This is a genomic window from uncultured Thermosynechococcus sp. (assembly GCF_938074695.1).
GTDB lineage: Bacteria > Cyanobacteriota > Cyanobacteriia > Thermosynechococcales > Thermosynechococcaceae > Thermosynechococcus.
The window spans coordinates 1-19,971 of record NZ_CALJEM010000017.1 but is presented as its reverse complement, the minus strand read 5'-3'; the positions used below and the strand labels follow the sequence as shown (position 1 = coordinate 19,971).

The following is a 19,971-nucleotide window of genomic DNA, read 5'->3' as shown; positions in this document are numbered from 1 at the left end:
GAAAGACTTTCAAAGTGCCTATCGCCAATCGCCCGACGATGAGTCTCTCCCTACTCGCCTCCATGAAAGCCTTGCCAACTGGCTTGTTAGCCATATTATGAAAATTGACAAAAAAATAGGTGAGTACCTCAAGGCTCAGTCGCCCGCAAGCTCTTAAGGGGCAGCGGAAGCCTGTTGTTTAGCGCCGGTCATGGCAAGGTGCAAAAGAGGGGGGTGCGCTGGCTACAATAGAGGAATAGGGAAAGAAAAAGCTGGGTCAAGCCTAAGGAGGGGGTATGGCGGTTACACGCCACTATTCACCAGAGTATATCAACCACCTCACGCCACAGGATGTGGCAGCCTTGGCACGGCGACTGGAGGAAGATGACTATGACACCCCCTTTGCCGCTTTGGAGGATTGGCACCTGCTGCGGGCGATCGCCTTCCAGCGGCCTGAACTGGCAGAACCTTACCTGTATCTATTGGATTTAGAGGCCTTTGACGAGTCCTAGTCCTACAGGTGTGCCCCGTCTCCTGGTGGGGGTGGGGGGTGGCATTGCCGCCTATAAAATCTGTGAGGTCATTTCCCACCAAGTGAAAGCGGGGTGGGAAGTTGCAGCAATTCTTTCCAAGACAGCAGCGCAGTTTATTACCCCTTTGACGATTTCTACCCTCTGCCGCCGTTCGGTCTATACCGATCAGGACTTTTGGCATTCCCAAGCCCCCCGTCCTCTCCATATTGACCTGGGGGAATGGGCAACCCTACTGCTGATTGCTCCGCTAACGGCAAACACGCTGGCAAAACTGGCCCTAGGACTGGCGGACACGCTTCTCACGAGTACGGTGTTGGCCTCAAGAATGCCGATTCTAGTTGCCCCGGCGATGAATACCACCATGTGGGAGCAACCGACGGTACAGGCCCATTGGCAGCAACTACAACAGCAGTCGCGCTACCACTGTCTGCCTCCCCTCTATGGCCGCTTGGCCTGTGATACCGTGGGGGTGGGGCGGATGGCCGAGCCGGCGGAGATCATTGCCTATCTGGACTCTTTGGCCTATACCCAGGGCAGGCGGGATCTAGCCGGGAAGCATCTGCTGATTACGGCCGGCGGCACCCGTGAGTATTGGGATGCGGTGCGCTTCATCGGCAATCCGGCAACGGGAAAAATGGGGATTGCGCTGGCAAGGGCAGCCCTTCATCGCGGCGCAAGGGTGACATTGATTCATGGGGCGATCGCCGATCCCATTCCTCCCCAGATCACAGCCATTGAGGCAATTGACAGTGAAAGTATGCTGCAGGCCGTCAAGAAAGCTTGGCCAGAGGCGGATTGGCTGGTCATGGCTGCCGCCGTTGGTGATGTCCGCCCGGCACAACAGTGGTCGGCAAAGCTCCCCAAATCTGAGCTGCCTACGGCCTTACCCCTATGCCCGGTGCCCGATATTTTGCAAATGGCGGCTCAAATGCGCCGGCCTCACCAACGTCTGATTGGTTTTGCCGCTCAAACCGGAGAGATTGTCACCCCTGCCCGCGAAAAGCTAGAACGTAAGGGCTTGGATTTGATCGTGGCGAATGCGGTGGATCAAGGGGATTGTGGCTTTGGTACTGTTGAGAATGCCGCTGTAGTGCTGGATCGTCGGGGGCGATCGCGCTCCTTGGCCAAGGTACCGAAGTTAATTCTGGCACACCAAATTTTTGACCTTGCCCAAGAATGGCTCTCATGAGCGATGGCTTGACGGTAGTCCCCTTGCCCATAGAAATGCAGCGGGCGATCGCTGCCGCTGAAACCCTTGACTCCTTAGCAACGATTGCCCAGGAATTGGTGGAAAATGCCCTCGATGCCGGAGCAAGTCGTATTCATGTTCATTGGAACACTGCGGCTTGGCGCTTGGAAGTTACTGACAATGGCGAAGGGATTCGCCCAGCCGATTTAAGCCAAGTGGCCCTCCCCTACACCAGCAGCAAGTTACCCGCCACGGGGGAATTAGCCGACATCACCACCCTCGGCTTTCGCGGTCAAGCCCTGCACAGTTTAGCCCAAATGGCGCAGCTGACCATTTGCAGTCGGCATCGCGAGGCAGAGACGGGCTGGCAGGTTAGGTATGATGCCCATGGTGAAGTGTCCAGCCAACGGCCTCTGGGCATGGCAGTGGGGACGCGCGTTATTGCTGAGCAAATTTTTCAGGACTGGCCGCAACGCCAGCAGGGGGTCAACCCAAAACAGCTCCAGCGACGCCTTCAGGAAATTGCCCTCTGTTTCCCGCAGGTGGCTTGGCATCTCCTCAAGGATGGCAAACTGTGGTGTCACTGGCCGAAGGTGGCATCTTTGGGCGATCGCCTCCTGCAGCTAGTCCCACAACTCTATCCCCAAGATTTACGCCAAATCAGCGATGCCCAGATCGAATTGGTCTTGGCACCGCCGGATCGTCACCATCGTCCCCGCCCCGATTGGTTAGGGGTAGCAGTCAATGGGCGGTGGGTAGAGCTGCACAGCGATCCCTCGTGGCAGGAGGTGATTCTGGAAGCCTTTGGGCGCGGGTTACCGCGGCAGCGCTTTCCCCTCTGCATTGCCCATCTGCGTTTGCCCCCAGCGGCAATTGACTGGTCAGCAGAACCGCAAAAGCGCAGGATCTATCTACGGGAACCAGAGCAATGGCAATCGCTGTTGGTGGAACGCATTGGCCAACTCCTGGCTCGTCCAGCAACCCCTCTGAGTTATGCCGGCAGCTATCAAGTGTTAAGGGCGGCTGAACCTGCCGCTCGCTATCGAACGCTGTTATCGCAGAAGCCAAACCTATCGCAACCCAGCTTACCTCCCCTTAAGGTGATTGGCCAGTTACACAATACTTACATCATTGTTGAGCAGCCTGAGGAGATTTGGTTAATCGAGCAGCACATTGCCCATGAGCGGGTGCTCTACGAACAAATTGAAGCCGACTGGCAGGTGGTGGAGCTGGACAAGCCGGTTCTGCTGGAGTCCCTGACCGACGCCCAAGGGCGACGCCTACAGGAGTGGGGACTGGCGATCGCCCCCTTTGGGATGCAGGTGTGGGCCGTGCGCAGTGTTCCTGCTCTGCTGCGCGATCGCCCCGATGTGGCAGCCGCTCTCATTGAACTCAGCCAAGTGACGGATTTAACCGCTGCCAAGGTGGCCGTTGCCTGTCGCAGTGCCATTCGTAACGGTACGCCCCTCACCCTTGCAGAAATGCAAACTCTGGTGGAGGAGTGGTATCGCTGCCGTCAACCCCACACTTGCCCCCACGGTCGCCCCATTTGTTTGCAACTGCGGGAATCCAGCCTTGCTCGGTTTTTCCGCCGCCACTGGGTGGTGGGCAAAAGTCATGGCATCTAGCCCAATGGGCAATCTTGCAGAGGGGTAAAGGCGTGGAGATCTGCCCCTTGGCGCAGACAGTGCCGCAGCTGCATCAGCAGTCGTCCTAGATAATTCGAGCCTTGGCGATCGCTTCCACAGCCCCAATAGCTATCTACAGGGGAATCCTCCACCAATTCTTCATCGCCTGTTGACAGGAGCAATTCTTGGAGATCGGGATGGGTGGTAAATTTGGCAACAAGGGCACGCCACATGACCCGCTGTTTCAGTTGCTCCCACTGGGGATGAACGGGGTAGCGACCACTGCGACCGAGTTGAGCAGCCGCTTCAGGGGTTGGCGCCATGCGAATGACATGACCAAAGGCCTCATGGGCGGTGCCAAAGAATTTGTGGGCTTGGTAGTAGTGCTCCGCTGTTGGCCAATAATAGCCCTCGAGGGTAAACCCGTGGGGAGAGAAATTGGAAAAACTGCCGTAGGCATCCTTGACGCGATAAAAGTAGATTGTCATTGCCAGCCGCGTTCCCGTACCCCTTGATCATCTGAGCATTGGTGATGACTGAGATCATCATGCCCCAAATACAGCCCTTTTCGCAGGGACAGAACTAGGTTACGATAGCCAATTCTTGCTAAGATCAGCCTCGTGGCTGTCTTAAAACCTAATTTTGTTTTGGGGTTTGATATGAAACGATTCTGGGCGATGGTTTGTGCACTTTTTCTGAGTGTGTCACTACTTCTGACGAGTTGTGCCAATGTGCCCACCGGGCTAACAGGAAATTTCCGTGAAGATACCCTTGCCCTGATTAGTAGCCTGCGGCAAGCGATCGCCCTACCCGATGACGACCCCAACAAAAAGGCGGCTCAAGCAGAGGCTCGCAAAAAGCTTAATGATTTCTTTGCTCTCTATCGTCGCGATGAGTCCCTGCGATCGCTCTCTTCTTTTATGACGATGCAAACTGCCCTCAATTCCCTTGCGGGGCACTACAGCTCCTACCCCAATCGTCCTCTGCCTGAGAAGCTCAAAGCTCGCCTCGAACAGGAATTTAAGCAAGTGGAACTTGCCCTTGATCGCGAAGCCAAGTCCTAGGGCCAATGGGGGATAAGCCCTATACAAGCATTCCCATTGAAGAGTGTGGAGAACCCCTAGCGCCTCTCCCTCCTACGTTTCTGCGGCTGGAACCCCATCCCTATCAAAGCCTGGGTGCCCCCTATGGCACCGCTTCACCTTTTTACTTGCGAGCAGGTGTGATTGCTGCCCTTGAACGTGCCCAAGCATTCCTAAAGCCTTACGGTTGGCAACTGGCAATTTTTGATGCCTACCGCCCCATTGCGGTGCAGCAGTTTATGGTAGCGCATACCTTTGCGACCCTCTGTCGGGAAGGGGGACACGATCCTCAACAACTGGAGCCGGCGATCGCCAATCAGATTTGGCAACAGGTTTATCAGTTTTGGGCTGTTCCCAGCTTAGATCCACAAAAACCACCCCCCCACAGCACAGGAGCTGCCGTTGATCTCACCCTTGCCGATGCAGAGGGTTGTCCCTTGGACATGGGAGGAGCCATTGATGAGATTTCTGAGCGCTCTTTTCCCGATTTTTACGATCGCCATCCTAAGCAGACCAACGCTGCCTGCTTTGCCCGGCGCCGCCAGATTCTCTATCAAGCAATGAGCAGTGCAGGATTTCAGCGCCATCCCAACGAGTGGTGGCACTTTTCCCTTGGAGATCAGTTGTGGGCTTGGCAAATTCGGCAACAAACCGGCCAGCAGAACATCAGTGCTCGCTATGGCCGAATTGCTCTTTGAGGCTATCTAATCCCCTAGAGCTTATTGAGATCCAGGCCGGCCTCTTTGGCAAATGCACTCAAGCCTTTGCGCTCAAGGGTTTTAATGGCTTTGGCAGAGAGGCGCAGTCGTACCCAACGTTTGCCCTCTGGCCACCACACCCGTTTCCATTGCAAATTGACTTCCTGCAGTCGTTTAGTGCGGCGGTGGGAGTGGGAAATCGCGTAGGCGTTATTGGCTTTTTTTCCGGTCAGTTGACAAACGCGGCTCATGGGTTTTCTCCCCTGCAAGGCAATGTGAGGCAAAGTAACCAAGATTTCTAGCGTATCATATTCTACCGCAGAGGACGCGGCTTATTTGAAGGTTTCCTTGAGGACGGTGCGGGCTGCCAAGTGATTGCGGGTAGTCGTTAAAATTTCTGCCTCCCGCAATAGGCGATCGTAGGTGGATTGTAGCTCTAAGAGGCGTTGCTGCTCCTGAGCGACACCGCGAAAATTACTGGCAATCCAGTAGGACAGTTCAAGGGCAGTTGTGGGCACATCCGGCGGGAGTTCCATGGGTTGCTCCGTCAGTTTTGCCGAGAGGCGCACCACATCCTCAAGAAGTTGTCGCACTTCCTCGGCTAAGGGGCGCAGATCAAGGCTCGTGGGTTCATCCTCAATCCACTCCACCAGTCCAACGCGGTAGGGTTTTTCGCGCACGTAGTCAAGGATGCGAAACCGCTGCTGACCGAGGGAATCAATGAGCATGCGGTCATCGGGAAGCCGTTCGTAGCGACGCACTTCCGCACAACAGCCGACTTTGGCCGGCCGCCCGGTTTGGGGATCCCACATCACGATGCCAAACCGGCGATCGCTCTCGAGAATCGTATTCATCATGATGCGGTAGCGAAATTCAAAAATATGGAGTGGCAGCGGTCGTCCCGGAAAGAGTACGACATCGGGTAGGGGAAAAATGGGGAGTTCGCGAACAGCAATGGACGAAAAAGCCATAATGACAGCGCATAGAAGCCAATGCTTCTATCGTAACGCACTTTGAAGACTGGCTAGGATGCGGAACCGGGGACTTGAACCCCGAAGTCCTTGCGGACACTAGAACCTGAATCTAGCGCGTCTACCAATTCCGCCAGTTCCGCTTTTAATCTGCTTTGTTCAGCGATCTTTTATTATCTTGGGCTTAACGGAGTTCTGTCAACATTTCATCTTGCCTCTGAACGTGAGCACAAAGGGCTGACCATCCAATTGATACCCCGAACGACCCCTAATGCAGAATAGCCCCTCGCCCCTGTCGGCGGAGAAGATACTTTCTGCGGGTCGTACTTGCTGAGCCACTCTTACAAGGACTTGAAGGGGAATCGTATCGGTGTTTGCTCTCAGTGCTGGAGCAAGTAGGGCTGCTGCAATAATGCTGCTCAGGGGAAATCCCTATCCGTTCGTGCTGATTATGATGCTTCAAAAGCGTGAATTGTGCCCAAATAGATGCATTCTATAATCAGCCCTGTCTCAATCCCCGCCGGACTGGCGCGATTTACAGCCGTTCAAGGGGGGTCATCTGAGGATCGACTACTTTTTGCCCGCGTCGCGGGAAACGAATGGCCAAGGAGAGCTTTGGACCAGTATCAAAAACATGGGTAATTTCCCCTTCGCCATAGGTAGGATGGAGAATGCGATCGCCCACCCGCCAAGGAGAGGCAGTGGACTGGTTCAAGCGCAAGGGGGATGTTTTCTTGAGGGAGGTTCTTTTGCGGTATTGCTGCCCATTGCCCGTCAGGAGTTCGGCGGGTAGCTCCGTTAAAAATTGCGAAGGAATCGTATCTTCACTTCTGCCGTAGAGGCGACGACTTTCGGCAAAGGTGAGAAACAGTTGTTCTTGGGCACGGGTAATACCGACGTAGCACAGGCGGCGTTCTTCTTCTAGCGCCATGGGGTCGTTAAGGCTGCGGAAGCTGGGAAAGAGTCCCTGCTCCATGCCGACTAAAAAGACAACGGGAAATTCTAGCCCCTTGGCGGCATGCAATGTCATCAGGGAAACGACGCCCTCTTCCCCTTGCAATGGCTCCAAATCCGAGGCAAGGGCAGAACTGTTGAGAAAATCACTGAGGCTTGCCCCCTCGTTTTCTTCACTAAATTGCTGGGCAGCATTGACCAATTCCATGAGGTTTTGCAGCCGCTCTAGGCTTTCAGCGGTACCCTCGTTTTCCAGTTCGCGGCGGTAGCCTGTCTCTTCAATCACGGTTTTCACCAATTCGGGCAGGCCAATATCGTCCACAAGCGATCGCAGGTGGGTTATACAGGCAACAAACTGCTGCACGGCACGACTGGCTCGCCCGGCCAAGGGCGTCATGGACTCGGTATCGGCAATCAAGTCCCACAGGGAAATGCCGAGGGTTTGGGCAGCCTCACTGAGGCGCTCCAAGCTGGTTTTGCCAATGCCACGGCGGGGGACATTGATGATGCGCCGCAGACTCACGGTGTCGTAGGGATTTTGCAACAGCCGTAGATAGGCGAGAATATCCTTGACTTCCTTGCGCTCATAGAACTTGAGGCCGCCGACCACGGTGTAGGGAATATTGGCGCGAACTAAGGCCTCCTCAAAGGGGCGAGATTGGGCATTGGTGCGATAGAGAATTGCAAACCGTCCCCACTGGGGTTCAAGGGATTGGCTGCCCAAGGCTTTGATCTTTTGGGCAACGAAATAGGCTTCCTCGGTCTCAGTGGCGCAACGCTCACAGTGAATGGGAGCACCTTCCCCCTTGGTGGGACGCAGCACCTTGGGAATCCGTTCTGTGTTGTGCTCAATAAGATAGTTGGCGGCCTGCAAGATGTTGGCAGCGGAGCGATAGTTTTCCTCTAGCTTGATCAGGGTGCGATGATTGTTATCGGGTAGGCGATCGCCAAAATCTTTCTGGAAGTCCATCAAGATGGTGAAATCAGCACAGCGGAATGAATAAATGGACTGATCCACATCCCCCACCACAAAGATGGAGCGATCGCGCCAATCCTGAAATTGCTGGGGTGGCATGCCATTGGTTGCCAGCAACCGCAGGAGATCGTATTGGGTGCGGTTGGTATCTTGATATTCATCCACTAGAATGTGCTGGAACTGCCGATGCCAGTGTGCCAGGCGTTCGGGGTGCTGTCGAAATAGATGTACTGTTCGCAAAATCAAATCATCAAAGTCAAGGGCGTTATTCTTGGCAAGGGCCGCCTCGTAACGGCGATAAACCTCTGCGGCTATACGGTCAGTGGGCGATCGCTGTTCCTGCTCCAATTGATCGGGACTGAGTCCTCGGTTTTTGGCATGGCTAATTCTGTAGCGAAGACTGCGCGGATCATGCCTGCGTTCGTCGAGATTGAGTTCCCCTGTGGCAATCTCTTTAATGAGGCTTTGCACATCCGACTCATCAAAAATCGTAAAGTGCCGCGTCCAGCGATACCCTTGGGGATGTTCATAGGCCTCAATTTCTAAGCGCAGGAGCCGAGCGCATAGGCTGTGGAAGGTACCCATCCAAAGGGGTTTTGTGTACGTTTGATAAACCCGCGATCGCACCCGCTGTTGTTCGAGGGGAGAGAGATCCAGCCAGTCCCGTTGATAGAGCTGCTTTGCTATCTCTTGACCAAGAAGGACTGCAAGCCGCTCCTTCATTTCGCCGGCGGCCTTATTCGTAAACGTCACCGCCAAAATGTTTTCTGGTGCCACCTGATGATGGCGAATTAGGTGAGCAATTCGGTGGGTCAGTGTCCGTGTCTTGCCGGAACCGGCCCCTGCTACAACTAGCAGCGGGCCAGAATAGTGCTCCACCGCCTGCCGCTGCGCGGGATTGAGTCCTGCGAGAAAATCACTGCTCATTTACTACCATGCCCATGCGCCTAAAGTTTTATGATACCTGCGATAACCGGCTCACAGGTTGGCGCACCCCCCCGCCAGTACTGCGGCTCTTGTTGCATCGCTATCAAGAATCTACGAGGAAAGAAAATACAGCATTTCGCTGTGACTTGGGTCTGGTTTTTTTAGTGGAAGCTTTTGGCGATCGCGCCCCTGCTGTTCTAGGCAATTGATGAACATGGATTTACCTGCGCTAAGGGAACACAATCTCAAAGGTGGGGAAACGGCCTTGGGCAGTGAGGTTTGTACCGGCGCAGTATCAAAGGAGCGCAGCTTAGGTTCGACACTCCGCAGCTCAAGGGGCGATCGCCGTCTGCTTGCGGTGTAGGACAGGAACGCTCGCGATACAATAAAAAGCCATCTCATTCTCCACCCTCTATTGACTCTATGGACAGCGTCCAGTGGCACCAAGTTCACAACTTCAACGACATCCTCTATCACAAAACAACGGGCATTGCCAAAATTACCATCAATCGTCCCCACAAGCGCAATGCCTTCCGCCCCCAAACTATTGTGGAGATGAGTCAAGCCTTTGAGGACGCCCGCAACGATCCCACAATCGGCGTCGTTTTGCTCACCGGTGCCGGTCCCCACAGCGATGGCAAGTATGCCTTTTGTGCCGGCGGTGACCAGAGTGTGCGCGGTGAGGCGGGCTATTTAGATGATCAGGGGGTGGCACGGCTAAATGTGCTGGACTTACAGCGGCAAATTCGCTCCCTACCGAAGGTGGTGATTGCCCTGGTGGCCGGCTATGCCATCGGCGGGGGTCATGTGCTGCACTTGGTCTGTGACCTCACCATTGCGGCTGAGAATGCCGTTTTTGGGCAAACAGGGCCACGGGTGGGCAGTTTTGATGCGGGGTTTGGGGCTAGTTATCTTGCCCGCGTTGTGGGGCAGAAAAAAGCACGGGAAATTTGGTTTCTCTGTCGGCAATATAGCGCCCAAGAAGCCCTGGCGATGGGCTTGGTCAATACGGTGGTTCCCGTTGAGGAACTAGAAGCAGAGGGTATCCGCTGGGCGCGGGAAATCCTCAACCACAGTCCTTTGGCCATTCGCTGCTTGAAGGCAGCCTTTAACGCCGACTGTGACGGCCAAGCGGGTCTTCAGGAATTAGCGGGAAACGCCACCCTTCTCTACTACCTCACCCAAGAGAGTGCTGAGGGTAAGCAAGCCTTTTTAGAAAAACGCCCCCCCAACTTTCAGCAGTTTCCTTGGCGCCCCTAGGGGATGCGCTAGAGTAGGAGCATGTGGCATTGGGAGAGTCCGCCATGTGTATTTGCGTAAACTGTGCCCTTGTGGATCGCTGCACCACATACTATGCCGTTGAGGAACAGCACCAGCAGCCCCATCTGACCCCCACGCCAGACTTTGATCCCACTGAGCCTACAATCAACATCAACATCCGCACTCAAGGGGAAGAAATCCTAATGGAGTGGGATGTGGTTGGGTGTAAGAGCTTTGTGGAGGAGCAGGGACGGTGGGCAAAACTGCGGCCAGGAGAACTGATTCCCACCTAGGTTCTGTACTCGCTTCTCGGTAACCGGCGATCGCCCCCACTCCTTAGGCTTTATATTTTTTCTGTTCTCCGCCAAGAAGGGTTATGGGGCGTCGTCGGCTACAGCAGCAGCTTGATCTTTTTCTCCACTCGCCGGCTGTGGAGATGGGGTTAGTTGTCCTAATTTTGACTTGGACAATACTGGTGGTGGCTGATTTTTTGACGGGGCAGCCGTCTCATCCCCACCTCCGAGTAGTGCTGGCGGAAGTCCCCCTGCGCTTGTGCTTTGCGGCTGAGCTGCTGCTGCGGTTTGCGATCGCCCGCAAAAAGCAACGATTTTTCCGCCACTACTGGCTGGATTTAATCGCCATTTTACCGATGCCGCCCCGGTGGCCTTTGTTTCGTTTGCTGCCGTTGCTGCGTCTGCCCCGTGCCTCTGTTTTGATTAATCGCAACCTGCACTATGTTGCCCCCCGCATTGCTGTTCTTTATGGTGCCCAGATTTCAGCACTGTTAATCATTGTGTTGATCATGCTCTTTGGGGGGCTAGCTTTCTATATTATCGAAGGAACCTCCAACCCAGACATTCAGACCCTTGGGGATGCCCTGTGGTACAGCTTCTTTTCCTTAGTGTCTGCCGAACCCATTGGGGCTTATCCCCAAACCCATGGCGGGCGGATCATTACCCTTGTGGTCGTTTTGGCGGGTTTGACCTTGTTTGCGGTCTTTACAGGGGTAGTGTCTGCCTTCATGGTGCAGCGATTGCAGTCGGCCATGAGTGTTAAGAACTTTGACCTGGATGAGTTGCGCAACCACATTATTCTGTGCGGTTGGAACCGCAGTGCTCCTCTTGTACTCCAGGAGCTGCAAACAGATTCGCAAACCCGCTATGCACCGATTGTCATTGTTGCCGAACTCGAGCAGTTACCTGTGAATGAGTTACGGGCGGTGGATCAAAACCGCCTTTACTTTTATTCCGGAGACTACACCCGCATTGATGTTTTGGAGAAGGTGCAAATTTACCACGCTTCCCGCGCCATTCTCTTGGCGGATACTAGCCAGCCCCGCAGTGACCAAGACCGCGATGCCCGCACTGTCCTTGCCGCCTTGACCATCGAAAAACTCAATCCGACGATTTACACCTGTGCGCAGCTGTTGGATCGCAACAACAATGTCCAACTTCAGGCGGCAGGGGTGGAGGATGTAGTGGTGGCCGATGAAATGGCGGGTCACCTCATTAGCAATGCAGTACGCAATAAAGGGGCCATGGGTGTCTTCGCCGAACTCCTGACGGTACAGGTGGGGAACCAATTTTATCGGCTTCCTTTGTGCGCTGTGCTGGCCGGCAAAACCTTTTGGGATGCGCAAAGATACCTCAAGGAGCAGTACGATGCCCTTCTAGTTGCTGTGGAACGTCGCATTGAGGGGCGTCGCCAGACGTATGTTAATCCACCAATGGACTACAAGTTGCAAGTGGGGGATTACGTGGTAGTGATTGCACGGCAGTGTCCACGGTGGGAATAGGATAGTGGAAATTTTCTCCCAAGTACAGTTGCCTTTTCCCCGCGAGCACGTCTATCGCACCTATCGCGATCGCCTGCCAGAACTAGTGAACCGGATGCCCAATGGGCGCGCAATTGAAGTGCAAGCGCGCAAGGAGTCTCCCCAGGCTCTGGAGATGGTCTTGGTCTGGCATGGCGGAGGTGAAATTCCCGCAGCGGCACGGGCACTCCTGAGTGAAGCAATGCTTTCGTGGACAGACTACACCCATTGGAGCGATCGCCACTACCTCACCCGCTGGCGCATTGCCCCCCATGCCTTTACTGAAGCCATTGACTGTCAAGGGGAAAATCAATTCATTGCTGTGGGGGATTCAACGATTATCATTAGCCGAGGTCATCTGCGCATTGATCCAAAACGGATGTCGGGGGTACACTCATTCTTGGCCGGCAAGATTGCCCGCGCTGTGGAGGAGTATCTCGGTCAACGCATCGAACCTAATTTTCAGCAGTTAGCAGCCAGTGTGGCAGCGTTTTTGCGTACTGAGGGAGGGCAACAGGAGTGAAAGTACTGGAGCAAACATCGTATCGCTTGCGCGTGCGGGAATGCCCTTGGTTGACTTGGTTTGTGGGCGGATTTTTCTGTTCTATACCTATATTGATACTCGTCTTCTTGCCAGTTGGGGAGATTCACTGCCAACGCCAAACTGTCCCCTACGAGTGCATTATTACCAACACGTCCCTTGTGAGTCAAGAGCGGGTAAAAATTCCCCTCACTTTGCTGTACCAGGCGAAGTTGGAGAACTACATTAACAGTGATGGCGATCGCATGTATCGGGTCGTTCTTGAAGTGGCAGGTCAGTCAATTAGGTTGGGCGAGCCTTCCATAGATGCAGGCAGTCGCGCGGCAATCGTGGAGCAAATTAACCAGTTCCGCGCTAATCCCAACCAAACGCAACTCTCTGCCCGCTTGTACGATCTCTGGCTGATTGGGATATCTGCAGGAGCACACTTTTTGCCAGGGATGGCTGCCATTTCTCGTGCATCGGTCTTAAACTTGGATTTGGATAAACGGAGAGGCACCTTCACGATTCAGCATGCAAATTTTTTCCGCCGAACTCAGAAGGAATTGCTCTTGCGCGAGATTAGGGATATTGCGATTGAAAGTCATAAGGATTGCGATGGCAATACCCATCGCATTGTAGTTCACCTAACCTCTGGCGAGAAAGTTCCCCTGCGGAACTACTATAGCTGCGGCTATAACAACATGAAAAAATTAGCTAATCTTTTGCGTCAATTCCTGAATCTAGGGCCTCTGTGAATTATCCTGTGGGTGTGAAGGCTGGCTCTCTACTAAACTGAAAGTGGCATAATGCAGTCACAGTCAGTAAGCTACTGCCCGCAATTACCGCCATGCAACCAACGGATCCAACAAAGTTTACTGATAAGGCTTGGGAAGCGATTGTTAAGTCCCAAGATGTAGCACGGGAATATCGCAGCCAATATCTGGAAACAGAGCACGTGATGATTGCCCTCCTGCAAGAAGAGGGACTGGGGCAGCTCATCTTGGAACGGGCAGAGATTGACACCGACTGGGTCTTAAGGCGGCTGCTGGACTTTGCCAAGCAACAGCCCCGCGTTCCCGCAGGGAGTGAACTGTACTGTGGCCGCAGTTTGGATGCCCTCCTCGATGAGGCCAATCGTCTGCGCCAAGAGCAGGGAGATCAGTACATTTCCGTTGAGCATCTTTTGCTTGCCTTTGTGGGCGATCGCCGGATCGGCCAACGTCTTTTCCGCACCTTGAATTGCGATCGCGCCCGGTTAGCTGCTGCTGTTAAGGCCATTCGCGGCAGCCAGCGCGTAGTCGATCAAAACCCAGAAAACAAGTATGCTGCCCTAGAAAAGTATGGCCGCGATCTCACGGAAGCAGCTCGCCAAGGCAAATTAGATCCCGTCATTGGCCGCGATGAAGAGATTCGCCGTGTCATTCAAGTCCTCTCGCGCCGTACCAAAAATAACCCCGTCCTCATTGGTGAACCGGGGGTGGGTAAAACTGCCATTGCCGAAGGGCTGGCACAGCGGATTATCAATGGGGATGTGCCGGAATCGCTGAAAAACCGGCGGCTCATTTCCCTAGACCTCGGCAGTCTTGTTGCTGGCGCAAAATTCCGCGGTGACTTTGAGGATCGCCTCAAGGCAGTTCTTCAGGAAGTCACTCACTCCGACGGCCAAATTGTGCTTTTTATTGATGAACTGCATACGGTAGTCGGCGCCGGCGCCAATCAAAACTCTACCATGGATGCCAGCAACCTTCTGAAGCCAATGCTGGCGCGGGGAGAACTGCGCTGTATTGGTGCCACTACCCTAGACGAGTACCGCAAATACATAGAGAAGGATGCCGCCCTTGAGCGTCGCTTCCAGCCGGTGTACGTTGACCAGCCCAGCGTTGAAGATACGATCTCGATTTTGCGAGGGCTAAAGGATCGCTACGAAATTCACCACAATGTGAAAATTACCGATTCAGCCCTAGTGGCGGCGGCAGTGCTCTCCGATCGCTACATTAGCGATCGCTTTTTGCCCGACAAGGCCATTGACCTAGTGGATGAAGCGGCGGCCAAACTGAAAATGGAAATCACTACTAAACCCGCTGAGCTAGAAGCCCTTGAGCGGCGCCTGCGGCAACTGGAGATGGAAAAACTCTCCCTGCAACAGGAGGAAAGCCTTCCCCTGAGTCAAGCTCCATTGCAAGCCACCCGCGAACAAACGCTGCGCGATCGCCTGCAGCGCATCGAAGCAGAAATTGCCCAACTGCAACCGCGCCAACAGGCCATGCAAGCCCGCTGGCAAGCAGAAAAAGAACTTCTTGAGCGCATCAACAGCCTCAAGGAGGAGGAAGACCAAGTAAAGCTGCAAATCGAGCAAGCAGAGCGCGACTACAACCTCAACAAAGCTGCGCAACTCAAATACGGTCGCCTCGAAACCTTGCAACGGGAACTGGAGAGCACCGAGGCCAAGTTACTGGAATTGCAGGCTGAAGGGGGCACCTTTTTGCGGGATCAAGTTACCGAAGCTGACATTGCCGAAATTGTTGCCAAGTGGACAGGCATTCCCCTGCAAAAACTAATGGCCTCAGAGCGGCAAAAACTCCTGCAACTCGAACAGGTTCTACACCAGCGGGTGATTGGTCAAACAGAGGCCGTGGCCGCCGTAGCCGCAGCCATCCGCCGAGCGCGAGCCGGCATGAAAGATCCTGCCCGTCCCATTGGTTCCTTTCTCTTTATGGGACCTACCGGCGTCGGCAAAACCGAACTGGCTCGTGCCCTTGCCGAAGCTCTCTTTGACGATGAAAATGCCCTCGTGCGCCTTGACATGTCCGAGTACATGGAAAAGCATGCCATCTCCCGCATGATTGGCGCCCCACCGGGCTATGTGGGCTTTGATAGTGGCGGGCAACTGACGGAGGCGATTCGCCGTCGTCCCTATGCGGTGGTTCTTTTTGATGAGGTGGAAAAAGCCCACCCCGAAGTCTTTAATGTGCTCTTGCAGGTACTCGATGATGGACGGATCACGGATTCCCAAGGGCGCACGGTGGACTTCCGCAACACGGTAATCATCATGACCAGCAACTTGGGCAGCGAGCATATTTTAGAGTTGGCCGGTGATGACAGCCGCTATGAGGAAATGCGCCAACGGGTACTCCAGAGTGCCCAAAAGTATTTTCGCCCGGAGTTCCTCAACCGCATTGATGATGTCATTCTGTTCCATGGGTTAGGGCGGGCCGAATTGGCACAGATTGCCCAAATTCAACTGCGACGAGTGGAAAAACTTCTTGCAGATCAAAAAATTCGCCTGCACCTTACGCCAGCAGCCCTAGATTATTTGGTGACGGTGGGCTTTGATCCAGTCTATGGTGCCCGTCCTCTCAAGCGCGCCATTCAACGGGAATTAGAGAATCCGCTTGCCGTGAAACTTCTGGAAGAGGTCTTTGCCCCTGGAGATACAATTTTGGTGGATTTAGTCGAGGGTGAGTTGACCTTTGGCGCTGCAAACCCTGCGGGTACTGGCGATCGCGCCACCATCACCACCTTCTAAACCCCCACTAACACCCTCGACAGGCAAGAATTGACACTTCCCGTTCTACGGTGTGAAACTCATTACCCTTGATCACCACAAGGGTGATGCAGGAAAAACGACTGTCATCGTCAACATAGCTGCTGACTTTCGCCGGCGGTGCAAGCGGGTCTTGATCATTACTTGAGATATGAATCCTCAAGCCAAAGGAAGATTGATGGGATTGATTTGCGACTTCTAAGCGAAAGCCCTCATGGAGGTAACCAAATCCTTTGGTTAAAGCTCAACGATCTTTACTGTATCTCCCACGTTTAGTCCCAGTTCGGCAGCACGGCCACCCACGAGTTCTAAAACGGCATCCACTGGAACGCCGGACTCATAGGTAGGGCAAGGAAGTGTTGGGCAGGGTGGGGCTTCAGGGGCGATCGCCACCACTTTACCGTCCCTGAGAAAAATCAAGTCGAGGGGAATGAGGCAGTTCTTCATCCAGAAGCTGGCCACCTGTGGGGGAGACATTGGGAAGAGCATGCCTCGATTCTTTGGCAAATGAGAGCGAAACATCAAGCCCAACTGCTGCTGTGCTGGCGTGCGCGCCACTTCCAACTGAATCCATGTGTTGTGAATGCGCGCCTTGGCCGTGATGGGCAGATATTGGGGAATGCCGCGAACGACTTGAGGGGGGGCTGCTAGATCTCCTCGGCTAAGACTTTGACAGCCCAGCAGTACCCCCAAGGTGATCAATCCCAGCACTAGCCAGCGTAATTTAGGCTTCGCGGAGAACATACCCTACTCCTCGCACTGTGTGAATCAACCGTTTTTCGCCATCGGGTTCAATCTTTAGCCGCAGATAGCGAATATACACTTCAATGACGTTAGATTCTCCCAAAAAGTCATAGCCCCAGACATTTTCCAAAATTTGCTCGCGGGTGAGGACTTCGCGGGGGTGCTCCATAAGAAATTTCAGTAGTTCATACTCCTTCATCGTCAGGTCGATTGTACGTCCATTGCGCTCCGCTCGCCGCGTCAATAGATTGAGGGTCAAATTATCAAATTGCAACACCTCGTTTTGGGTGGCCGGCGGCTTCAGATACAGCTGAATCATTTGCAAAAAGGTCTTGGGATCATAGGGCAGCAGTAGGTAGTCATCCGCACCCGACTCCAACACCGCGACCCGATCCTCTAGGCGATCGCTCTCGAGCATCAGTAGAATCGGCAAACTTATCCCCTGTTGGCGCAACTGCTGGCATAACTCCGTGCTGTTGAGACGCCCCAAGTGGCGATCCATGATGATTAGGGCAGGCTGCCATTCTGCACAAGCCAAACGACATTCCTTATCTGTTGTCGCAATCACGGGATCATACCCCGCTGCCTGTAGGTCTTGGCCCATACGTTGCGACAAGTGGTTGTCAGCACAGACTAGGAGTAAACGTGAAGGAAAAGAAGTTAATTCCATGTCGATTCTCCTTACTCTGGAGATCTTACTTTCAGCTTATGCCCTATGGGAAAATATTCAAAAATGCGCCCGTAGCTCAGCGGAATAGAGCACTCGCCTTCTAAGCGATTGGTCGTTGGTTCGAGTCCAACCGGGCGCGTTTAACCTGCTATCGTTGATGGGGAGCGTATTGGAGTGCAAGAATCCTCGCAATGAGTCCTAAATATCGCCGCGTGTTGCTCAAATTGAGCGGTGAAGCCCTCATGGGCAACCTGAACTATGGTATTGATCCGAAAGTGGTGCAATCCTTTGCCAGTGAGATTGCCCAAGTGGTGGAAGCAGGAGTGCAAATCGCTATTGTTGTGGGGGGTGGCAATATCTTTCGTGGGGTGAAAGGGGCGGCTGCCGGTATGGACCGGGCGACCGCAGACTACATCGGTATGATTGCCACCGTCATGAATGCAATGACTCTGCAAGATGCCCTCGAACAAATAAATGTTCCCACACGAGTACAGACAGCGATCGCCATGCAGGAGGTGGCCGAACCCTATATTCGTCGCCGTGCTATTCGTCATCTAGAAAAAGGTCGCGTTGTTATCTTTGGCGGGGGATCTGGGAACCCCTTTTTCACCACCGACACCACGGCTGCATTGCGCGCTGCTGAAATTGACGCCGAAGTGATCTTCAAAGCCACTAAAGTAGATGGGGTCTATGACGCTGATCCCCACAAACATCCTAATGCGCGCCGCTACCGCAGTCTCACCTACACCCATGCCCTCACCCATAACTTGGCCGTGATGGACAGTACCGCGATCGCCCTGTGTAAAGATAATGATATCCCCATCATTGTGTTTAGTTTAGAAACCGCCGGTAACATCTACCGCGCCTTGACTGGGGAACCCATTGGTACGATGGTTGGAGGGTCCTGTGAAATTAGCTGATGTCGAAGAGCGGATGCAAAAATCGGTTGAAGCCACCCAGCATGACTTTAACAGTATTCGTACGGGTCGCGCCAACGCGGCTTTGCTAGATCGGGTGATGGTGGACTACTACGGTACAGAAACCCCGCTGCGCTCCTTGGCCAATATCTCTACGCCCGACGCAGCGACCATCTTAATTCAGCCCTACGATCGCTCGACGTTGGCAAGCATTGAAAAAGCAATTCAACTCTCTGACTTAGGACTGACGCCCAACAATGACGGTTCTTGCGTCCGCCTCAATATTCCACCCTTGACCACAGAGCGACGCAAAGAACTGGTGAAAACCGCCGCCAAAATTGCCGAAGGGGGCAAAGTTGCCATTCGCAACATCCGCCGCGATGCCATTGATCACATCAAAAAGGCGGGAAAAGCGGGAGAACTCACTGAAGACGAAGTCAAGGATTTGCAGGAGAAGGTGCAAAAACTCACCGACAAATACATCGGCAAAATTGAGGCTCTCTTTGCCGAAAAAGAAAAAGACATTATGACGGTATAGACTAAGTCCCCGGCAACTGTCGCAACTCTAAACTCAGGTGCGATCGCTCCGCAAGGGCAAGGAGCAATGGCCCACGGGAGGTGTATTCGACAATACTGACACTGGCTACTGGGGCAGCAATGCGATCGCGAAATCGTCCCACATCAATGCCGAGAAGACCACAAAGCATCATCCGAATTGTGGCCTTGTGGGAGACGATCAAGATATTGCCGTCGGGATACTCCTGTTCAATTTCCAAGAGCACGGCATTACTACGACGGTAAATATCAATCCCCCGTTCACCTCCCGTGGGGGCATTCCAGCCCGGATCAGCAAGCCAGCGCACATAGTCATCATGGAACTTGGTATTCACCTCTTCGGGCGAGAGGCCTTCCCACTGTCCATAGTAAATTTCCCGCAGACCGTCGCGGATCTGCATCTGCAGACCCACGCGATCGCACAGAGGTTGTGCGGTGGTTCGAGTTCGCAACATTGGGCTGACAAAGACTGCTTGCCACGGTAACTGGGCATAGTGATCAGCAAAGGCCTCGGCCATCGCTAGACCAGCCTCCGTCAAGGGTGGATCCAGTTCTCCACAGTAGGCATTGGCGCGACTAAAGCTAGTTTGCCCGTGGCGCAAGAAATAGAGTGTTAAAACCACAACAACTTTTACCCCTCATGTTAGGGGCAGCAAGGCGCTTGACATCCTCCCCGATCTGTTAGCTTGCGCCCGCGCAGCGGTACGGCGGAGCCTGCCACGCACCGGGTCACTGCATACAAACTAGGGATGTGTTTCACCACAACTGCCTGTCTCTTATTTTCTTCAGCAACACCGCCCCACATCTTACGAATGGACGCGCAGCGTCATTTGCTCGTTAGCGACGGATGCGATATAAATGATATAATTTTTTATAGTCAAGTTTTTCATAGTCAAGTATAGTATAGCACTATTGCCCGCCAGAAAAGACTTCTGCATATCGGGGTAGATATAAGACCTGCTGGGCAAGGCACAACTGCACCTGTAAGTCCTGAAGTTGCCCAATTGG

The 19,971-nt window shown here is 53.8% G+C and carries 23 protein-coding genes and 2 tRNA genes; 17 read left to right on the top strand and 8 right to left on the bottom strand.

Annotated features, from left to right (window positions below; genetic code table 11):
- Positions 1–275 precede the first annotated feature (275 nt).
- From Q0683_RS02310 to mutL, 3 genes are read left to right on the top strand one after another with little or no spacing between them, the layout of a single operon-like run.
- On the top strand, positions 276–491 hold the full coding sequence (locus Q0683_RS02310; RefSeq protein ID WP_298616359.1) for a DUF2555 domain-containing protein: 216 nt from the start codon (positions 276–278) through the stop codon (positions 489–491).
- A complete protein-coding gene (coaBC, locus tag Q0683_RS02305) occupies positions 478–1,701 on the top strand; it encodes a bifunctional phosphopantothenoylcysteine decarboxylase/phosphopantothenate--cysteine ligase CoaBC (RefSeq protein ID WP_298617991.1) in 1,224 nt (407 codons plus the stop codon). Before Q0683_RS02310 ends, coaBC begins: the two co-directional genes overlap by 14 nt.
- The gene (gene mutL, locus Q0683_RS02300) at positions 1,689–3,329 is read left to right on the top strand and encodes a DNA mismatch repair endonuclease MutL (RefSeq protein WP_298976111.1); all 1,641 of its coding nucleotides are present in this window, start codon (positions 1,689–1,691) and stop codon (positions 3,327–3,329) included. Before coaBC ends, mutL begins: the two co-directional genes overlap by 13 nt.
- Here mutL and Q0683_RS02295 read toward each other — a convergent pair.
- A complete protein-coding gene (locus Q0683_RS02295; protein WP_298616350.1) occupies positions 3,326–3,817 on the bottom strand; it encodes an NADAR family protein in 492 nt (163 codons plus the stop codon). The two genes, mutL and Q0683_RS02295, sit on opposite strands and share 4 nt — an antisense overlap.
- Before the next feature lie 171 nt (positions 3,818–3,988).
- Here Q0683_RS02295 and psb27 point away from each other — a divergent pair, with 171 nt between their 5' ends.
- Together psb27 and Q0683_RS02285 are read left to right on the top strand one after the other, a co-directional pair.
- Positions 3,989–4,393, top strand: a complete 405-nt coding sequence (gene psb27 / locus Q0683_RS02290) for a photosystem II protein Psb27 (RefSeq protein WP_298616348.1) — start codon at positions 3,989–3,991, stop codon at positions 4,391–4,393.
- Between the two features lie 5 nt (positions 4,394–4,398).
- Positions 4,399–5,109, top strand: a complete 711-nt coding sequence (locus Q0683_RS02285; RefSeq protein WP_298976108.1) for a M15 family metallopeptidase — start codon at positions 4,399–4,401, stop codon at positions 5,107–5,109.
- Positions 5,110–5,123: 14 nt separating this feature from the next.
- Here the strand turns inward: Q0683_RS02285 and rpmB are convergent, their stop codons facing one another.
- From rpmB to pcrA, 4 genes are all read right to left on the bottom strand, one after another.
- A complete protein-coding gene (gene rpmB / locus Q0683_RS02280; protein WP_298616344.1) occupies positions 5,124–5,360 on the bottom strand; it encodes a 50S ribosomal protein L28 in 237 nt (78 codons plus the stop codon).
- Positions 5,361–5,441: 81 nt separating this feature from the next.
- Complete coding sequence (locus Q0683_RS02275) at positions 5,442–6,080, bottom strand: LON peptidase substrate-binding domain-containing protein (protein WP_298616341.1); 639 nt, start codon at positions 6,078–6,080, stop codon at positions 5,442–5,444.
- A 59-nt stretch (positions 6,081–6,139) separates the two neighbouring features.
- A tRNA-Leu gene (locus tag Q0683_RS02270) sits at positions 6,140–6,223 on the bottom strand.
- Positions 6,224–6,615: 392 nt separating this feature from the next.
- A complete protein-coding gene (gene pcrA, locus Q0683_RS02265) occupies positions 6,616–8,937 on the bottom strand; it encodes a DNA helicase PcrA (RefSeq protein ID WP_298976105.1) in 2,322 nt (773 codons plus the stop codon).
- An 8-nt stretch (positions 8,938–8,945) separates the two neighbouring features.
- Between pcrA and Q0683_RS02260 the strand changes: the two genes are divergently transcribed.
- From Q0683_RS02260 to Q0683_RS11005, 9 genes are all read left to right on the top strand, one after another.
- Positions 8,946–9,146 (top strand): hypothetical protein, encoded by a 201-nt coding sequence (locus Q0683_RS02260; protein WP_298976103.1) that lies wholly within the window; start codon positions 8,946–8,948, stop codon positions 9,144–9,146.
- 5 nt (positions 9,147–9,151) lie between these two features.
- The gene (locus tag Q0683_RS02255) at positions 9,152–9,301 is read left to right on the top strand and encodes a hypothetical protein (RefSeq protein ID WP_298616334.1); all 150 of its coding nucleotides are present in this window, start codon (positions 9,152–9,154) and stop codon (positions 9,299–9,301) included.
- Between the two features lie 59 nt (positions 9,302–9,360).
- Positions 9,361–10,197 (top strand): 1,4-dihydroxy-2-naphthoyl-CoA synthase, encoded by an 837-nt coding sequence (gene menB, locus Q0683_RS02250; RefSeq protein ID WP_298616331.1) that lies wholly within the window; start codon positions 9,361–9,363, stop codon positions 10,195–10,197.
- Between the two features lie 44 nt (positions 10,198–10,241).
- The gene (locus tag Q0683_RS02245; protein ID WP_298616328.1) at positions 10,242–10,490 is read left to right on the top strand and encodes a Ycf34 family protein; all 249 of its coding nucleotides are present in this window, start codon (positions 10,242–10,244) and stop codon (positions 10,488–10,490) included.
- An 83-nt stretch (positions 10,491–10,573) separates the two neighbouring features.
- The gene (locus Q0683_RS02240; RefSeq protein ID WP_298976100.1) at positions 10,574–11,992 is read left to right on the top strand and encodes a TrkA-related ion transporter; all 1,419 of its coding nucleotides are present in this window, start codon (positions 10,574–10,576) and stop codon (positions 11,990–11,992) included.
- Between the two features lie 4 nt (positions 11,993–11,996).
- Positions 11,997–12,533: a hypothetical protein gene (locus Q0683_RS02235; protein ID WP_298976098.1), complete on the top strand. Its 537-nt coding sequence runs from the start codon at positions 11,997–11,999 to the stop codon at positions 12,531–12,533.
- 107 nt (positions 12,534–12,640) lie between these two features.
- Positions 12,641–13,288, top strand: a complete 648-nt coding sequence (locus tag Q0683_RS02230) for a hypothetical protein (protein WP_298976095.1) — start codon at positions 12,641–12,643, stop codon at positions 13,286–13,288.
- A gap of 92 nt (positions 13,289–13,380) precedes the next feature.
- Positions 13,381–16,059 carry an ATP-dependent chaperone ClpB gene (gene clpB / locus Q0683_RS02225; RefSeq protein ID WP_298976093.1) on the top strand — a complete coding sequence of 893 codons (2,679 nt, stop codon included), beginning with the start codon at positions 13,381–13,383 and terminating at the stop codon, positions 16,057–16,059.
- Between the two features lie 52 nt (positions 16,060–16,111).
- The gene (locus tag Q0683_RS11005) at positions 16,112–16,225 is read left to right on the top strand and encodes an AAA family ATPase (protein WP_366142716.1); all 114 of its coding nucleotides are present in this window, start codon (positions 16,112–16,114) and stop codon (positions 16,223–16,225) included.
- Positions 16,226–16,314: 89 nt separating this feature from the next.
- Here Q0683_RS11005 and Q0683_RS02220 read toward each other — a convergent pair whose 3' ends face one another.
- Complete coding sequence (locus Q0683_RS02220) at positions 16,315–16,821, bottom strand: DUF192 domain-containing protein (RefSeq protein WP_298976091.1); 507 nt, start codon at positions 16,819–16,821, stop codon at positions 16,315–16,317.
- Positions 16,802–17,491, bottom strand: coding sequence for a response regulator transcription factor NblR (nblR, locus tag Q0683_RS02215; protein ID WP_298976089.1), 690 nt, complete (start codon positions 17,489–17,491; stop codon positions 16,802–16,804). Before nblR ends, Q0683_RS02220 begins: the two co-directional genes overlap by 20 nt.
- Before the next feature lie 65 nt (positions 17,492–17,556).
- Here nblR and Q0683_RS02210 point away from each other — a divergent pair.
- The 3 genes from Q0683_RS02210 (at position 17,557) to frr (ending at position 18,946) form a co-directional block, all read left to right on the top strand.
- Positions 17,557–17,630, top strand: a tRNA-Arg gene (locus Q0683_RS02210).
- Positions 17,631–17,682: 52 nt separating this feature from the next.
- Positions 17,683–18,411, top strand: coding sequence for a UMP kinase (gene pyrH, locus Q0683_RS02205; protein WP_298976087.1), 729 nt, complete (start codon positions 17,683–17,685; stop codon positions 18,409–18,411).
- A complete protein-coding gene (gene frr, locus Q0683_RS02200; protein WP_298976085.1) occupies positions 18,398–18,946 on the top strand; it encodes a ribosome recycling factor in 549 nt (182 codons plus the stop codon). Before pyrH ends, frr begins: the two co-directional genes overlap by 14 nt.
- Position 18,947: 1 nt before the next feature.
- Here the strand turns inward: frr and Q0683_RS02195 are convergent, their stop codons facing one another.
- Complete coding sequence (locus Q0683_RS02195) at positions 18,948–19,586, bottom strand: histidine phosphatase family protein (protein ID WP_298976083.1); 639 nt, start codon at positions 19,584–19,586, stop codon at positions 18,948–18,950.
- Positions 19,587–19,971: the final 385 nt, after the last annotated feature.

Bases quoted from the DNA above. Each gene is read 5' to 3' on its own strand.
- Q0683_RS02310 (WP_298616359.1), top strand. From the start codon at position 276: ATGGCGGTTACACGCCACTATTCACCAGAGTATATCAACCACCTCACG.
- mutL (WP_298976111.1), top strand. From the start codon at position 1,689: ATGGCTCTCATGAGCGATGGCTTGACGGTAGTCCCCTTGCCCATAGAA.
- Q0683_RS02295 (WP_298616350.1), bottom strand. From the start codon at position 3,817: ATGACAATCTACTTTTATCGCGTCAAGGATGCCTACGGCAGTTTTTCC.
- psb27 (WP_298616348.1), top strand. From the start codon at position 3,989: ATGAAACGATTCTGGGCGATGGTTTGTGCACTTTTTCTGAGTGTGTCA.
- Q0683_RS02285 (WP_298976108.1), top strand. From the start codon at position 4,399: ATGGGGGATAAGCCCTATACAAGCATTCCCATTGAAGAGTGTGGAGAA.
- rpmB (WP_298616344.1), bottom strand. From the start codon at position 5,360: ATGAGCCGCGTTTGTCAACTGACCGGAAAAAAAGCCAATAACGCCTAC.
- Q0683_RS02275 (WP_298616341.1), bottom strand. From the start codon at position 6,080: ATGGCTTTTTCGTCCATTGCTGTTCGCGAACTCCCCATTTTTCCCCTA.
- pcrA (WP_298976105.1), bottom strand. From the start codon at position 8,937: ATGAGCAGTGATTTTCTCGCAGGACTCAATCCCGCGCAGCGGCAGGCG.
- Q0683_RS02260 (WP_298976103.1), top strand. From the start codon at position 8,946: ATGCCCATGCGCCTAAAGTTTTATGATACCTGCGATAACCGGCTCACA.
- Q0683_RS02255 (WP_298616334.1), top strand. From the start codon at position 9,152: ATGGATTTACCTGCGCTAAGGGAACACAATCTCAAAGGTGGGGAAACG.
- menB (WP_298616331.1), top strand. From the start codon at position 9,361: ATGGACAGCGTCCAGTGGCACCAAGTTCACAACTTCAACGACATCCTC.
- Q0683_RS02245 (WP_298616328.1), top strand. From the start codon at position 10,242: ATGTGTATTTGCGTAAACTGTGCCCTTGTGGATCGCTGCACCACATAC.
- Q0683_RS02240 (WP_298976100.1), top strand. From the start codon at position 10,574: ATGGGGCGTCGTCGGCTACAGCAGCAGCTTGATCTTTTTCTCCACTCG.
- clpB (WP_298976093.1), top strand. From the start codon at position 13,381: ATGCAACCAACGGATCCAACAAAGTTTACTGATAAGGCTTGGGAAGCG.
- Q0683_RS02220 (WP_298976091.1), bottom strand. From the start codon at position 16,821: ATGTTCTCCGCGAAGCCTAAATTACGCTGGCTAGTGCTGGGATTGATC.
- nblR (WP_298976089.1), bottom strand. From the start codon at position 17,491: ATGGAATTAACTTCTTTTCCTTCACGTTTACTCCTAGTCTGTGCTGAC.
- pyrH (WP_298976087.1), top strand. From the start codon at position 17,683: ATGAGTCCTAAATATCGCCGCGTGTTGCTCAAATTGAGCGGTGAAGCC.